Here is a 15158-nt window from a genome sequence, read left to right as displayed (position 1 = left end):
CCTCGACGCCGGGCAGCGGCACGCCGTCGTAGACCACGCCCCCGCAGGTCTCGCTCATGCCGTACGTCTCCACCACGCGCACGCCCGCATCTTCGGCCCGCGCCCGCACGTCCTGGCGCAGCGGGGCTCCCCCGACGAGCACCGCGTTGAAGCCGTCGAGCGGCAGGCGCTGATCGAGGGCGCGGATGAGCTGGGTGGGGACGATAGACAGACAGCTGCGGCCAGGAGCTGGAACAGCGTCGGTGAGATCCGACGAACACACCCGCACCCCTGAGCCCAAGACGCCTCGAACGAGCACCATCAGCCCGGCCACGTAGTGGCTGGGCAGGGCGAGGTGCCACGTCGCATCCCAGCCGAAGAACGCTCGATTGGCCTGGGCGGCAGCGACGAGTTGCTCGCGGGTGAGCATCACTCGCTGCGGGGCCCCCGTCGACCCTGAGGTCTCCAACACCACACCGATGCCCGGATGGAGCTCCTGGGGTTCTCCCGACGCGAGCCACAGTCCTGGGCCTCCGGAGAGCATGCGTTGCACATCGTCGACGGTGGGGCTGGCCATGCGCGTCATGCTATCGCCGCTGCCTGAGGCCTTCCGAATCCCCTTCGTGACGCCTTCTGAGTGCAAGCTAGACTGGCTCCTATGCCTAGGGTGCTACTCATCGTCGCGATTATCATGTTGACGCTCTACTGCGTCATCGAAGTAGCGCAGGCTCGAAGTGCCCGCGTGCGGCGCCTGCCGAAATGGCTGTGGGCCTTCGCTGTGATTTGCGTGCCGGTGGTTGGTCCGATCAGCTGGCTGGCGTTGGGGCGCCCCACGAACGCACCGCGCAAGCCACTACCCAACCGTGCACCCGACGACGACGAAGACTTCCTGCGCGGAATTAGGTAGCGCAACGCCCGAAGCGCAAGAATGGCACACATGGGATTCGGACTCGGTGCAATGCAGGCATGGCTCGGTGATGCGAGGACCACGTTCCACGCGAACATGCAGACGCTCGACGACCTCGACACTGCAATCGGCGACGGCGACCACGGCACCAACATGGCGCGTGGTTTCGACGCCGCTGTCACCGTCGACTTCGTCATGAACAACACGCCGAAGCTGGCGCTGCGGCAAATCGGCATGCAGCTGCTAGGCACCATCGGCGGCGCATCGGGCGCGCTCTACGGCACGTTCTTCCTCACAATGTCGGCCTCCTGGCCCTCCGAGCTGAGCGCAGCGACGCTGGCGCACGCGTTCGGCTCCGCCCGCGACGCGGTGCAGGCGAGGGGTCGGGCCGAGATCGGCGACAAGACCATGGTGGATTCCCTCGACGCCGCGGTACGCAGCCTGAGCTCAGAATCCTCCGACGCATCCACGGCCGACGCGCTCTCCCGCGCTGCGGACGCAGCCAAGGAAGCCGCCGAAGCCACCCGCGACATGCTTGCCCGACGCGGGCGTGCGGCCCTGCTGGGTGAGCGCAGCGTCGGTCACGTCGATCCGGGCGCAGCGTCCATAGCCCTGCTGTTCGAGATCACCGCCCGCCAGGCGGCCTTCCTCAGTGCGAACAACGACGCCCCTCAGACCCCAGGAGATCACTCGTGACTAGCTGGTTCGTGCCCGGACGCATCGAGGTGTTCGGCAAACACACCGACTACGCTGGCGGGCACTCGCTGCTGGCCGCCGTCGACCGCGGGGTGACGGTCACCGTCGCATCTGACGACGTGTTCCGCGCCACCTCAGATGCGTTCCCCGACGAAACCATCGAGCTGATCCCCGGGCAGCCACTGCAGGCGCGCCCTGGGCACTGGGGCCATTACCTGCAGGTGGTGCTGGACCGCCTCACGCTGAACTTTGGGCCCCTCGAGCCAGTGCGCTTCGAGATCTCGTCAACGCTCCCCGCGGCGAGCGGCATGAGTTCCTCATCAGCGCTGGTGTGCGCCGCCGTGCTCGCCCTCGTTGACCACGCTGGCCTCCTCGAGTCGCCTAGATGGACCGACCACATTCACGACGAGCTCGAGCTGGCGAGCTACTGCTCCTGCGTAGAAAACGGCTACGACTACCCCGGCCTGCCCGGCAGCGCTGGCGTGGGAACCCTCGCCGGAGCGCAAGACCAGACCGCCATGATCACCTGCCGCGAGGGCGAAATCACTGAGTTTTCCTACATTCCCAGCCGCCGCTATGGATCGTGCGCCCTGCCCGACGGCTGGTGCTTCGTCGTCGGCGTATCAGGAGTTCGCGCGGAGAAGTCCGGCGCGGTGAAAGAGCGCTACAACTATCTCTCGAGTAGCACCAAGGAACTGCTCGAGCGCTGGAACGACGCCACCGGCCGAGACGACGTCATCCTCAACGACGTGCTGAGTGTCGAGGATGGGGTTGCTGGCATGCGCGAGATCGTCGCTGATGACGAGGCCCTCACCCGCCGCCTGGAGGCGTTCGTCGAAGAAGTGACGCAGTGCATTCCGCAGGCGTTCGAGGCGCTCCAAGCAGGCGATGTGGAGGCGTTCGGGGAGGCTGCGTTGAGGTCGCACCGCAACGCGGATGAACGTCTGGGCAACCAAATTCCTGAAACAAACCGCCTGGTGGAGCTGGCTCGCGAACTCGGTGCCCCCGCTGCCTCAGCATTCGGCGCCGGATTCGGCGGCTCGACGTGGGCGCTGGCCCGCAAGGACGATGCCGAGCAGTTCGCTGCGCGTTGGGGCGAGCGCTACCGCGCCGAGTTCCCGGATACGAACCCGGAGTTCATCATCACCCAGCCCAGCGCGCCGGCCCACAAGCTCTCGTAGCGAGCGCGACGCGTCACGTATTGCGGGGCGTGCGCTCGGCGTCGAGTTCGATGTCGTCGTAGCTGCGCGGGTCTTCGATGGGCTCGAGGTGGCCGAGCACCTGCAGGCCAGGGAACTCGGCGACGAGCTCGTCCACTAGGTCTTCCATGAGGTCGTGGCCGTACTGCACGGTCCACTTGCCGGGCACCAGCATGTGGAATTCGAGGAACGATCTCGCCCCGGACACGCGGGTGCGCACCGCGTGGAATTCCACTTCCTCACCCACCGAACGTTCCATGATCGTCGCGATCTGACGGCGGTCCTCCTCCGGCAGCGCCTCGTCGAGCAGGCCACGCGAGGATTCAGCGAGCAGTTTCCACCCCGTCCAGAGGATGTTCAGCCCGACGAGCAGCGCCACGACCGGGTCGAGCCAGATCCAGCCAGTCAGCCACACGAGCCCAACCCCGACGAGCACCCCAGCGGAGGTGACCACGTCGGTCATGAGGTGCTTGCCGTCGGCGCGCAGCGTGATGGAACGGTGGGTCTTGCCGGCGCGAATGAGCACCAGGGCTACGGCGCCGTTGATGAGCGATGCAACCACCGAAATGAGCAGTCCGATGCCCACCTCTTCGAGCGGCTGCGGGTTGATGAGCCTCTCGATGGAGAAGCCGATGATGGCCATGGCTGCGATGAAGATCATCACGCCCTCGGCGGCGGCCGAAAAGTACTCGACCTTGCTGCGCCCGTAGTGGAAGGCATCATCGGCGGGTTTAGCGGCGAGCTTCAGCGCGATGAGCGCCACGATGGCCGCGACAAGGTTCACCGTCGATTCGGCTGCGTCCGACAGCAAACCCACCGACCCGGTGATCCACCACGCCCCGGTTTTCAGCAGGAGCGTGGCGAGTGCGGCAGCGATGGACAGCCATGCGAATTTGGAAAGATCGGCACGTTGCACAACCCATGAGTGTTCCCCGTTCATGCTCAAAGGTCAACGTATGCTGGATGGCATGCGAAGCGGATGGTTTGGTTTGCCGCTGTTCGGCAAACGCCCGGAGCCGGCGGTGGTGTCATGCACGATTTCAGGCGGCGGCTCACGCGCGAGTTTCCAGATCGGCGCCCTGCAGTACCTCTACCGCCACGACGAACAGTTCACCCCGACGGTGTTCGTCGGCGCATCTGCGGGCGCAATCGTGGCGTCAGGGCTCGCCCAGTACGCGAGCCGCCACGACCAGTCCGAGTGGATCGACCGCCTGGGCGAGCTGTGGTTCAGCATGCGCAGCTCCGAGGAGATGTTCACTCCGCGAAATTGGTTCCGTAAGCTCCGCGACGAGGGGCCGTCGTGGATGGAAATTGTGCAGCCTCCGCCCGCGCCGCCCAAGCCGAAGAAGGCCCCATCGCCGCGCCTCGCGCTGCCCAACTTCTTCACCCGCCGCGACCAAGATTCACCCGCCACCCCGAGCTCGCCGGATTCGCCGCTCGATCCCGTCGAGATGGCACTCACGCCCGAGGGTGAGATCCAGCCGCAATGGTCGCTGGAGCATCTCTCTGCGATCGCCAGCCACATCGGGCAGATTCCGCGGATCGGCACGGACATGTCGGCCATCTGGTCGGGCTTAGAGCAGACCCAGTCGATGTACCGCCCCGGCCCGGTGTTGCAAGACCTCTTGGAGCCTGCCTTCTTCCAGCCTGCGCGAGTGGCGTCGTCGGGAATGCGCCTCAGGATTGCGCTCGTCGCGCTCGAATCGGGCGAGCTGCGCTACATGACCGAGGAAGGCAAGCTCGTCGACCGCAACAACGAGCCCTGGGACGACACCGATCACGATCTCGTCCACGGCCTGCTCGCCTCATGCTCTATCCCCGGCGTGTTCCGCGCCGTGCCCATCGAAGATGAGACCTACGTCGACGGTGGAACCAGGGAGAATCTGCCCGCCGAGCTCGCCATCGGGCTCATGGGAGCGTCGCGCAACTACGTGCTGTCGAGCCACACCGGCGGCGTCACTCCGCGGCCGAATATGGCCGACGCCTCCATCTTCGACGTGGTGATGCGCGCCACAGACATTCTCATCGACGAAGCCGGGCGCGACGAGCTCGAGTACGCGATCTCCGCGAATGCCATCAACATCTATCCCGACGTGCCGGTCCATGATGCGATGACGGTGCACCCTGGCCTGACGCGCATCAACGCCGCCCATGGTTGGCTTCGAGCAGCCGAAGTGCACCTCGAGCTTGATGCGCAGCATCGCCGCAGACATCGTCGGATCATCGAACAGCGCATCCAGTGCCTACGCCTGGAGCAGGCATGGCTCGAGGAGCCGGAGCTGCAACAGCGCCGCGACGACATCGTCAGCGCGAAACGGGCGCTACGAGCGCTGGTGGAGGAAGCGCGCGCCGACGCGTTGCCACCGGATGCCAGTTCGTGGGCGCGCACGTTCGAGGAGCACCCCGTGCCGGTCGAGTCGCGCCCCTGGTGGTGAGCGCCTAGCCGGCGTCGATCCAGGCGTGATGGGCGTCGGCATCCACTGACGCCGCGCTGCCGTACGCCTCATCTGGCACGTAGCCTGCCCGCAGGTCGTCGTCGGTGAGCAGCTGGGCGTGCACATGCTCCGCGATGCGTGCGCGTTCCTTCGTCGCCGCGGTGAGCACCAGTAGCGGCATCGCGGAGTATTTTCGGTTGGCCTGCACGGTGCGCGCTACTTCGTCGTGGACTGTTTCCGCGACGATGGCTAACGGGTTGCGGGTATCGAGGGCGGGGAACAGTTGCCGGATGCTGGCGATCGTCCCGTCGACGACCAGCACGCGTGGCGACTCGAGGTGGGCGCGCCCGCGGTATGGCAGTAGCACGCGGTGGGCGACGTGGGCGTCGAAATGCTGTCCGACGGGAGCCTCACGCCGCCCCTCGACGTCAGGGAGGGCGTCGATCTCGGCTTGGGTGATGTAGGTGGGCACGTGGGCGTCAACGGTGTCATTGCCCCTGGGCGGCACGACGACGGCCTCGCGCTGAGCACGTCGGAGCACGCGGCGATCGGTCACCACAGCCACGCACAACAAGGCCAGGCCAAGTGCCACCGCGCCGACGAGCCACAGCCATTCCATGCCTTCACTGTGCCAGAGGAACCAAACCCGAAGTGGCAGTTTGGCGTCGATGCTCTAAACTGTCATAGCCCCTATAGCTCAGTTGGCAGAGCAGTGGACTTTTAATCCATGGGTCGCGGGTTCGAGCCCCGCTGGGGGCACCACCACGACAACGTAACACTTCGCATCGCATGATTGAACCCCGCCGCACATGCTGGTGCGATGCATTCAAACCTCAACCTCAACCAGGCAAACCCTGAACCTCAAGCTGTACTTCAACTGATTTACTGAGAGTTGAACTCAGGTTTTATTCAGCCTTGGGATTCGACAGCGTTTTTCAACCTTGTTCGACGTAACCCCTAGCCAGACGCGACTAGCCTCAAAAATTACACGCGTGTGATTTTTAGCGACTTGTCGGCGCGTCTCCTTGATTTCGAACCTCAACCAACCCTCAAGCAGCCTTGTCCCCGCCTAATTGGGCGTCCTACTGTCCTCGAGACCGGATGTGCCGGGAGTCTCAGGATTCCGGGGAAGCGGTGCATCCGGACACCCGTATCCATAACGTGAGGAGACACCGTGAGGGCTATCCAAGGGCTGCGCATGACTGCGGCTGCTGCCTCCTTGGCGCTCGGAGTTCAACTGTTCGGCTCCCTGGCCACCGGGCCAGGCGCAGACGCGCACTCCGGCACCGTGCAGGCGACGACGCGAGTGCATGTCCGCACGCAACCCACGACGAGCAGTAAGTCCCTCACGATTCTGAACCCCGGGGCGAAGGTCAAGGCCTCCGGCACCGTGAACGGCTGGACGAAGGTCACCTGGAACGGGCGCGTCGCTTACGTCTACTCGAAGTACCTCACGACGACGACGCAGTCGGCCGCCCCGGTGACCTCGTCGTCGGCATCCGGAAAATCCCGCACGACGGTGAACCTCATCGTCCGGACTGGCCCGTCCATCAAGCATCGCCGCGTATCCCTCGCGACGAAGGGCACCGTCGTGAGCCTCACCGGCAAACGTTCCGGTGAGTACACGCAGATCAGCTGGCAGGGCACCCCGCGTTGGGTGGCCACCAGGTACTTGACGTCCCCGACGACGGGGGCCGCGCCTGCACCGTCGGCATCCTCCAGCGGCACAGCTACTGCGCAGACCACCGAGAATCTCAATGTACGCACCGGGCCTGGCACTAACTACCGCCGCGTCGCGACGGCTGCGAAGGGCAGTCTGCTGCCCACCACAGGCCGCACGAGCGGTGGTTTCACCGAGGTGATCTACCAGGGTAATAAGCGCTGGGCGGCGTCGAACTGGCTCCGGAGCATCGAGTCGTCTTCCTCGCAGCCGAGCGACAACACCAAGCTGCCGTCGACGACGAAGCGCTGGGCCACCGCGGACCTCAACATTTGGTACGCCAGCACCGGGACGCGGTACAACGGCGAGATCCCCAAGGGGTCCGAGATCGCCATTACCGGCAAGGTCGCCAACGGGCGCGCCGAGGTCGTGCACAAGGGCGCGCTGCGCTGGGTGACGTCGCGCTACACCACCTCGACCGCCCCCTCCACGCCCGCACCTGATGGCTGGAGTGGTTCGGGCAAGCTTCCGGCCACACCCATCACCGGCGGACCTCGAGGCAAAGCCCTCAACAAGGGGTACTCGTCGGGCATGCACCGCACGAACCCGTACATCCAGCGCATCTCCGCCGACGCATGGGCGCGCTTCCCGCAGATCAAGACCCACTACGGGTGGCGTCGCGACGTGACCCCAGACCACCCGGCTGGGCGCGCCGTCGACCTCATGATCCCCAACTACAAGAAGAACAACCAGCTGGGCTGGGAAGTCGCCCGCTACTACCAGAAGTACGCGCGCGAGCTGAACATCAAGTACATCATCTGGGACCAGAAGATCTGGAGCGTTGGGCGTAGCAAGGAAGGGTGGCGCCCGATGTCGAACCGCGGCAGCGACACCGCGAACCACTACGACCACGTGCACATCAGCTCGAACTGACGCCGGTCGTACCGCGCAGGGCGTGCTCCGATGCAAGGAGGCGCCCTGCGCTTTGCGTTACTGATCCATCGCTTCCAAGGCGTCCCGGACGATGGCGTCGGCATCCTCGGGCGTGAATGAGTCTTCCACCGAGTGCAGCGACGAAGACACCACCACGTTGCCCTTCAACGCGAGCACTGAGTTGGTGGTGGTGGACGCTCCCCCAGGGATAGTCTCAACCAACTGCATGGCGCTTGTCAGCTCGACGTTGTCGAATTTTGGGGGCTTGCGCTCCGTGTACTCCACAGTGACCGTCATGCCGTTGGTCTCAATCTTCATCTTTTTGCACTGAGACGGTCCCGGTTCGTCCGAGACTGTGGCCATCCGACGTGCGTCTTCGGCCGTCTCGTATTCCTGGATGCTCAACCAGACCAAATTGCCCAGGCCGGTGTTCCGGTGCATGGCGACGTGCGTCTTCCCCGTCTGCGGCAGATCTGGGTCTTGGAGCCGCAGGTAGGCGTCCCTGCATTCCTTGGGCTCGACCTTCACGCCCTTCGACACTTCGTCGAGCTCGCTCGGTTTAATATCGCTCCCCGGGATCTCCTGGGCGCCCTCGTGCTTCTTCACGAACGCATCGATGGCCGCTTGGATCTGCTCCTGCGAGACCTTCTCCCCCGATGCGGCTGGCGTTGCGGACTCCTCCGTCTGTTGCGGTTCAGTCGGCGATGCTTCCGACGATGACTCGCTCGAAGCACTGGGCGTGGGGCTCTGCGTCGGGCTTGGCTCGTCCCCAGCTGAGCAGGCCCCCAGCGTGAGTGCTACGGCGAGAGGCACGAGGAGGCCGCGTGCGCGGCGTCGGTGCAGTGTCATGGATTGTCCCCTTTCCATCGCGAACGCGTCCGGCATCGCGGGATTCGTTGACTGCTCAGCACTGTAACGCCGACGGAGGTCACCTCAAGCTTAGAATGGCGAGCCGCATTTCTGGGGCTACGCGCTGTATATCGGCGTCGCTTTGTGCGAACAGGCTGCTATCCGGTACAGTCTTCCGAGCTGGTCCCCATCGTCTAGCGGTCTAGGACTCCGCCCTTTCACGGCGGCAACACGGGTTCGAATCCCGTTGGGGATGCGAAACTTCCCACGAGGGAAGTGGCGACGAAGTGCCACCCCGCGTCGATTTCCCATAACGACGCAGGCATGGCTATAGTTGCCGAGTTGGTTCACGCCAGCAGGTCAAGAGATTGGCCCCGTAGCGCAGTTGGTTAGCGCGCCGCCCTGTCACGGCGGAGGTCGCGGGTTCGAGTCCCGTCGGGGTCGCTAGGTCTGAATTCAGGCCGCACGGCCAGGTAGCTCAGTTGGTAGCAGCGTTCGCCTGAAAAGTGAAAGGTCGCCGGTTCGACCCCGGCCCTGGCCACCACCAGTTCACTCCCCCTCCTTACTGCATCTCGATACGCGACTGCGGCGCTACTCGATGGTCGAGTGTTCTTCCCTGCCCTTCGATGGTTGAGTAGCTCTCCCCCTTCGGTGGTTGAGTAGCAGGCGAAGCCTGCGTATCGAAACCACGCCGTTTACGGTGATTGAGTAGCGTCCGAAGGGCGCGTATCGAAATCACCCACCACGAAACTTCACAATCCGTACGCAGATGAGATGAAGGGCCCGATTTGGGGGCGTTAGGTCAAACTGCGTACGGATTGTGAAGTTTTTCTCTCGCTGCGTCTCGATACGGGCCTTCGGCCCTACTCGACGATCGGGGGGTGGGGTAGGCGAGGCCTACTCGACCATCGGGGTGGGGTAGGCGAGGCCTACTCGACGACCAGTGGCCGAGCGCCCCAGCACCGGTGGTTGAGTAGCGGCCGCAGGCCGCGTATCGAAACCACGACTTCGCCGAAAACTACCCCCAACGCAGCACTGCTACCCCGCAACCGGGACGGTATACGGGGTGGCAGGGCTATCGTCGGGTGGAACTACGCAGCTCGTACGAAATCTGGGGGTGGCTCGTATTCAGGAGGGGGCTGAGGCGGCACCTCTGCGATGGGCGCAACGGGCACGTCGGGCAGGCGCGTCATGGCGCTGCCTTGCCCGGTGACCAGGTACTCGTACCCCAGCGGCGACACCCAATGGAACACCCCCGGCTCGGGCTGAGTCAGCCGCCAGTAACCGGCCGTCTTTGCCCGGTGCGCTCTTCGGTCGAGTGGGCCCATGTTCGCCATCGACGTGGCCCCGCCTCCGCCAGTTGGGCAGAAGTTCACCGTGTGGTCGACGTCGCAATCCTTTGCCTTCGTGGTGGCAAACGGGAACACCGAGCGGGGGTTCCTCACCATGAGGGCTCGTCGTTGATCAGCGGTGGGTTCTTTTCCGCTGGGGCTGGGGATCATGTTCGGGTCAAGCACTGGCCGAACCGTGACGTTCGCGCTCTTCAAGAACTCAGGCATCGTGGCGGTGAGCAGGCTGCCCCAGCCTTCGACGTACGCCATCGAGCCCAGCGGCGCTCCAGCTTCCTGGGAATGGCCGTCCGCCAAAGCATGCTCAGCGGGGACATGGACTACCATCTCGACGTCCATCAGGCTGTCTTGACCAATGGCTTGGCGAGCAAATACCCCGAACGCAGCCGCGCGCCGCTGCCCACGAATAAACCATGCCCGCTCCTCGGGCTCGAGCTCTTCCGGGACTTCGGGCGCCGGCAGTGTGGCGGCAATCTGGTCTAACGCTTGGTCGAACAGCACCCCATCCGCGGCATCGACGCGCCCGAACAGCCCCACGTGATCGTCTTCAAAACGCCCGACGTGCACGAACCGGCCCTTTTTGGACAGGGCTGCCTTGCGGTGCGCTTCGTCGGGATCTGCTTCCATCACCCAACGGGAGAGCTGATCCAGCACGCTCCACACCGGGTGCATGCTCACCCAGTGTGAGGCACGACGATCAACCTCCAGCGCCGCCTCGAACGACAGCTCTTGGCAGGCCTCTTCGATCTTGCGCACCACCCACCACTGGACGCCGCCTGAGATGAACAGCTGCCACACTCTGGGATGCCGAACCCGGACGCTGAGTGCCTGCGACGTGCGCTCCCGCATTCCCCCGAAACTCATGCCCGTCGCTGCGGCGGCTTCCAGAAGAAAGGCTTCGGTGGGACCGAGCACGCCATCACGGCCAGAATTCACTCGCTTCACACGCAGAGGCGCAGGGAGCTGCGGGTCGTCATCGATGACATAGGCGTCGGAAGCTTCCAAGAGCGCCACGACCTCGGCGATCTCTGCAGCATGCGCGGATCGCCGAGCATGCACCATCGCCGCGAACGACAACGCCGCCTGATCACCCATTGGCATCTCCTCTCTGAGACACCACTATTATATCGAACAGGTGTTCTATACCCAAGGGGTTTGGGGAGTTTTTTCGAAGATTATTTTGGGTTGTGGTTTCGATACGCGCCCTCCGGGCGCTACTCAACCACCGGGAGGGGCGGGTTTCGATACACGAGCTCCGCCCGCTACTCACCCATCGGCGGGCGAGGTCGGCTACTCAACCGCCGGGAGGGCCGGATTACTTGTCAGAAACGGCGGTGCCACCCAGCGCGTTGCGCACGAGCGTCGGGGTGACGGTGTTCGCGACGATCCAGTTCTCGCCCACGACGTACTTGGTGCCAGCGTCGTCGAGCTCCTTGGCCTTGGCGTCCACCTTCGAGGCATCCTCGAACCACATGATCTGGTCTTCACCGTTGCAGGTGCCAGAGGCGTCGGCGCCATCAACGTCGTCGGTTTGCTGCCAGTCCTGGCAGGCGTAGTTCTTCTTCCGGAGCTTCTCGACCATCATGTCGATCGAATCGACCGACTTGGAGTCTTTGTCGCCACTTGCCTCTTCAGCCTTCGACTCCTCGGCCGACGCTGCGGGCGCCGACGCCTTGGCGTCGCTGCCCGAATTCGCCTCGCCGCTCGAGGCCTCGTCCTGGGAAGCGCAGCCGGTCATCGACAGCCCCATCACTACAGTTCCCAGCATTGCAATGCCAAACTTGCTGGCCTTGCGCATCAGCGTCATCTCCTTGCTTCGTCGGCCCGAATTCGGGCGCATCGATCGTTCAGCTGCGTACACAGCCAATCTTGTACGGTAGCGCACTCCACTGCGGGCAGCACATCCGGGGCGCTCAAGGGCGCAACAGCACGGACACGACGAGCGAGATCGGCAGAGAGAGCCCCGTCGTCACCGCGACGGTGTCGCGCGCAATCACTTCCCCAGACTCGTAGCGCAGCGCGTACTGGTACATGTTCTGCGCGGTCGGGAGCGTGGCGAGCACCGTCGCGGCGAAGAGGTGCTGCGCGTCGAGGCCAAACACCCAACGCCCCAGCCCGTACACCACGAGGGGAAGCACCACTGTTTTCGCCACCGTCGCGATCAGCACGTCGCGCCGCCCTGTGCCGGGCTGGAGCGGTTTCTGCCCCACGAGAGAGATACCGAACGCGATCAGCATCAGCGGCACCGCTGCCCCACCGACGAGCTCAAGCGGCCGCATGAGCCATTCCGGCTGTGGAATAGCAAACGCAGAGAACACCACGCCCAGTGCGGAACCCAGCACGATGGGATTAATCACTGGCTGCAGCAAGAGTCGACGAAGGTCGAGGCCGCCCTCCCCCGACGCATCGAGCACGCCCATCAGGATCGGTGCCAGCACAACCATCTGCAGCACCAGCAGCGGCGCCACCTGGCTGCCGTCGCCAATCACGTATACGGCAATGGGCAGGCCAATGTTATTGGCGTTGGAGTACACCCCGCAGTAGGAGGCGACCATGAGCTGCCGAACGTCACGTGTACCCAGCGCGCGCATCACAACCCAACACCCGCCGCACACGATGATCACGCCTACGACGTGCGTCGCGAGGGAGACCGAGAAAATCTGGGCGAGGTCTGCCTTCGCCAACACGGTGAACAGCAGCGCGGGGCTGGCCGCGTAGAACGCGACCTTGTTGAGCGAGAAGCGGTCTTCCGGCTTGACGATGCCCCGTCGCCCTAACAACCACCCGACGAAGATCGCGAACGCGATCATGCCGAAGCCAGTGATAACTGGCGTCATGCGGCCCCGTACGCGCTCAGGAAGCGCTGCAACTCGTCGAACGCGCGGCGGCGCACTGGCTCAGCCGACAAAGCGATGTCGTGGAGAGCGCCCTCGAGACGCACCAAGGTGACATGCTTACCGAGGTAGTGCGACCGTTCGGCGATGCGGCGGACGTCGAGCACACCGTCGGCGTGGTGGTAGTCGTCGTTCCACTGGCCCCCGACGAAGCCACCCACGCTGCGGCTGGAGGTGAGCACCAGGATGGGGGCGTCGATGTCGAGCCCCTTCTCCACGCGTGCTTGGCCGGACAGCACGGCCTTCACCCAGCCGACGCGAATCCAAAACGCTTCGTCACCCTTGAGGTGCCGGTCGAACTCCCACTCGCCGTCCTCGTCGGCGCTGATGGAGCGCAGGTAGAAGCCGTTGTCGGCCATGGGGAGCACCGTGGTGGGGGCGACTGCAGAAAAGCTGCGCATGATGGGGTGGAGCGAGTACCGCACCACGGGCGAGCTCTGAATCTCAATCCAAGGAGAGTTCAGCAGCACCGTCGCGAACGTGCCGGGGCGCTCGTCGGCATACAACGCAGCGATCAGCCCACCGGTGGAGTGGCCGCACAGGTCGATCACGTCGTGGCCGTCGTCGCGGATGAGCTGCACGGCCTCGTCGAGTTCCGTCCAGTAATCCCGCATATCAGGGATGTATCCGGCGAGCTGCCCGTTGCGCAGCGACCGCCCGTAGCGGCGCAGGTCGATCGCGTAGAAATCGATGCCGAGCGCGTCGAAGGCGTCCCCCAGGTGTGCCTGGAAGAAGTAGTCAGACCACCCGTGGATGTACAGCACGGCACGCCGACGCGTCGGCTCGCCTCGTCGAACAAGTGTTGCAACGAGTGAACCCGACGGTTCGAGGGCGTAGGTGCTCTCGTCGGGCAACGCGATGGTGCGTGAGAGGTATCCGGGTAGCAGCGTGTCTGCCACCCAGGGGGAACTCATGCCCCGCGCTCTTCCTCTTCTTCGTCGTCGTAGTCGTCGACGTAATCGTCGTACTGTGCCGCGAGGTCTGCGTACTGATCAGGGATGTCGTCATGCTCGTCGACGGGAGGCTTCCCTTGGAGCTCGCGCTCCAGCGATGCGAAATCGGTTTCGACGGAACGGTACTTCAGGTCGCGTGCGACCCTCGTCTGCTTTGCCTTTGCACGGCCGCGCCCCATATGGGTCGACCCCCTTGCTCTGTCCCTCGCGGCTTGCCGCGGAATCTTTCAGTTTCTCGTGGCGATAAGGCTACCCAAGTTTCCGCACAAGACCAAAGGTGACACGAGTTCGGTGTGGCAAAGCTAAGCTGAACCTCGTATTGCATTCCACGAGATAGGAGCGCCACCAGGCCATGGCCAAGATCATTTACACCCTCACCGACGAGGCGCCGCTGCTCGCCACGTACTCCTTCCTTCCCATTGTGAAGGCGTTCGCCGCGCAGGCCGGCGTCGATGTCGATACGCGTGACATCTCGGTCGCTTCTCGCATTCTGTGCCAGTTCACCGACGAGCACGATGCGCTGACCGAGCTGGGAGAGCTGGCCCAGCAGCCCGAGGCGAACATCATCAAGCTTCCGAACATCTCCGCATCAGTGCCGCAGCTGAAGGCCGCGATCGCTGAGCTGCAGGCGCAGGGCCACGACGTTCCCAACTACCCCGAGGACCCGCAGACCGACGAGGAGCGCGAGATTCGCGCCAAGTACGACAAGGTCAAGGGCTCCGCGGTGAACCCGGTGCTGCGCGAGGGCAACTCCGACCGCCGTGCACCCGAATCGGTGAAGATGTACGCCCGCAACAACCCACACCGCATGGGTGAGTGGAGCAAGGATTCGAAGACTTCCGTCGCCACTATGTCCGGCGGCGATTTCCGCTCGAACGAGCAGTCCGTCGTGCTTCCTTCCGACGATGTCCTCACCATCAAGCACGTGGCCGCCGACGGCACCGAGACCATCCTGAAGAGCGACCTCAAGGTGCTCGCCGACGAGATCGTCGATGGCACGGTGATGAGCGCGAAGGCGCTCGACGCGTTCTTACTGGAGCAGGTTGCCAAGGCGAAGGAGCAGGGCGTCCTGTTCTCGACCCACCTCAAGGCCACCATGATGAAGGTCTCCGACCCGATCCTCTTCGGCCACGTGATCCGCGCCTACTTCGCTGACGTGTTCGCCAAGTACGGCGACCAGCTGGCCGCCGCCGGACTGAGTGCAAACGATGGACTCGGCTCAATCTTCGCTGGCCTCGAGCAGCTCGAGGGTGGAGCGGAGATTCGCGCCGCCTTCGACGAGGCGATGGCGAACGGCCCGGCGC

Annotated in this window: 15 protein-coding genes and 4 tRNA genes; 10 read left to right on the top strand and 9 right to left on the bottom strand. The window is 64.3% G+C overall.

Annotated features, from left to right (window positions below):
• The coding region (locus tag Q0X68_RS11585; RefSeq protein WP_297751915.1) for an AMP-binding protein at positions 1–556 on the bottom strand (556 nt) is incomplete at its 3' end.
• An 81-nt stretch (positions 557–637) separates the two neighbouring features.
• On the opposite strand from Q0X68_RS11585, the gene Q0X68_RS11580 reads away from it, so the two are divergent.
• From Q0X68_RS11580 to Q0X68_RS11570, 3 genes are read left to right on the top strand one after another with little or no spacing between them, the layout of a single operon-like run.
• Positions 638–886: a PLD nuclease N-terminal domain-containing protein gene (locus tag Q0X68_RS11580; protein WP_108870288.1), complete on the top strand. Its 249-nt coding sequence runs from the start codon at positions 638–640 to the stop codon at positions 884–886.
• A 30-nt stretch (positions 887–916) separates the two neighbouring features.
• Complete coding sequence (dhaL, locus tag Q0X68_RS11575) at positions 917–1582, top strand: dihydroxyacetone kinase subunit DhaL (protein WP_297751914.1); 666 nt, start codon at positions 917–919, stop codon at positions 1580–1582.
• A complete protein-coding gene (locus tag Q0X68_RS11570) occupies positions 1579–2763 on the top strand; it encodes a galactokinase family protein (protein ID WP_297751913.1) in 1185 nt (394 codons plus the stop codon). Before dhaL ends, Q0X68_RS11570 begins: the two co-directional genes overlap by 4 nt.
• A 13-nt stretch (positions 2764–2776) precedes the next feature.
• Here Q0X68_RS11570 and Q0X68_RS11565 read toward each other — a convergent pair whose 3' ends face one another.
• A complete protein-coding gene (locus Q0X68_RS11565; RefSeq protein WP_297751912.1) occupies positions 2777–3697 on the bottom strand; it encodes a cation diffusion facilitator family transporter in 921 nt (306 codons plus the stop codon).
• A gap of 52 nt (positions 3698–3749) precedes the next feature.
• On the opposite strand from Q0X68_RS11565, the gene Q0X68_RS11560 reads away from it, so the two are divergent.
• Positions 3750–5216 carry a patatin-like phospholipase family protein gene (locus tag Q0X68_RS11560; RefSeq protein ID WP_297751911.1) on the top strand — a complete coding sequence of 489 codons (1467 nt, stop codon included), beginning with the start codon at positions 3750–3752 and terminating at the stop codon, positions 5214–5216.
• 4 nt (positions 5217–5220) lie between these two features.
• On the opposite strand, the gene Q0X68_RS11555 is transcribed toward Q0X68_RS11560, so the two are convergent.
• On the bottom strand, positions 5221–5835 hold the full coding sequence (locus Q0X68_RS11555; RefSeq protein ID WP_297751910.1) for a hypothetical protein: 615 nt from the start codon (positions 5833–5835) through the stop codon (positions 5221–5223).
• A gap of 67 nt (positions 5836–5902) precedes the next feature.
• Between Q0X68_RS11555 and Q0X68_RS11550 the strand changes: the two genes are divergently transcribed.
• Positions 5903–5978: transfer RNA gene (locus tag Q0X68_RS11550), tRNA-Lys, on the top strand.
• Positions 5979–6390: 412 nt separating this feature from the next.
• Positions 6391–7809, top strand: coding sequence for an SH3 domain-containing protein (locus Q0X68_RS11545; protein WP_297751909.1), 1419 nt, complete (start codon positions 6391–6393; stop codon positions 7807–7809).
• 57 nt (positions 7810–7866) lie between these two features.
• Here Q0X68_RS11545 and Q0X68_RS11540 read toward each other — a convergent pair whose 3' ends face one another.
• Positions 7867–8658, bottom strand: coding sequence for a DUF5642 family protein (locus Q0X68_RS11540; RefSeq protein ID WP_297751908.1), 792 nt, complete (start codon positions 8656–8658; stop codon positions 7867–7869).
• A gap of 183 nt (positions 8659–8841) precedes the next feature.
• Between Q0X68_RS11540 and Q0X68_RS11535 the strand changes: the two genes are divergently transcribed.
• The 3 genes from Q0X68_RS11535 to Q0X68_RS11525 all read left to right on the top strand — a co-directional run bounded on the left by Q0X68_RS11535 (position 8842) and on the right by Q0X68_RS11525 (position 9202).
• Positions 8842–8914 (top strand) — tRNA-Glu (locus Q0X68_RS11535).
• A gap of 114 nt (positions 8915–9028) precedes the next feature.
• Positions 9029–9102, top strand: a tRNA-Asp gene (locus Q0X68_RS11530).
• Between the two features lie 23 nt (positions 9103–9125).
• A tRNA-Phe gene (locus Q0X68_RS11525) sits at positions 9126–9202 on the top strand.
• Between the two features lie 547 nt (positions 9203–9749).
• On the opposite strand, the gene Q0X68_RS11520 is transcribed toward Q0X68_RS11525, so the two are convergent.
• The 5 genes from Q0X68_RS11520 to Q0X68_RS11500 all read right to left on the bottom strand — a co-directional run bounded on the left by Q0X68_RS11520 (position 9750) and on the right by Q0X68_RS11500 (position 14033).
• Positions 9750–11102 (bottom strand): DUF222 domain-containing protein, encoded by a 1353-nt coding sequence (locus Q0X68_RS11520; RefSeq protein ID WP_297751907.1) that lies wholly within the window; start codon positions 11100–11102, stop codon positions 9750–9752.
• A gap of 220 nt (positions 11103–11322) precedes the next feature.
• Positions 11323–11775: a hypothetical protein gene (locus Q0X68_RS11515; protein ID WP_297751905.1), complete on the bottom strand. Its 453-nt coding sequence runs from the start codon at positions 11773–11775 to the stop codon at positions 11323–11325.
• 145 nt (positions 11776–11920) lie between these two features.
• Positions 11921–12844 (bottom strand): AEC family transporter, encoded by a 924-nt coding sequence (locus Q0X68_RS11510; protein WP_297751903.1) that lies wholly within the window; start codon positions 12842–12844, stop codon positions 11921–11923.
• Entirely contained in the window at positions 12841–13815 is a 975-nt protein-coding gene (locus Q0X68_RS11505) for an alpha/beta hydrolase (protein ID WP_297751901.1), read from the bottom strand. The genes Q0X68_RS11510 and Q0X68_RS11505 overlap by 4 nt, the downstream gene beginning before the upstream one ends.
• A complete protein-coding gene (locus Q0X68_RS11500; RefSeq protein ID WP_108870310.1) occupies positions 13812–14033 on the bottom strand; it encodes a DUF3073 domain-containing protein in 222 nt (73 codons plus the stop codon). The genes Q0X68_RS11505 and Q0X68_RS11500 overlap by 4 nt, the downstream gene beginning before the upstream one ends.
• A 173-nt stretch (positions 14034–14206) precedes the next feature.
• Here Q0X68_RS11500 and Q0X68_RS11495 point away from each other — a divergent pair.
• A partial coding sequence (locus Q0X68_RS11495; protein WP_297751898.1) for an NADP-dependent isocitrate dehydrogenase occupies positions 14207–15158 on the top strand: 952 nt, incomplete at its 3' end.

The sequence above is a fragment of the uncultured Tessaracoccus sp. genome (assembly GCF_947286155.1).
GTDB lineage: Bacteria > Actinomycetota > Actinomycetes > Propionibacteriales > Propionibacteriaceae > Arachnia.
The sequence above is the reverse complement of the archived record's forward strand: the minus strand, read 5'-3'. Positions and strand labels throughout refer to the sequence as shown.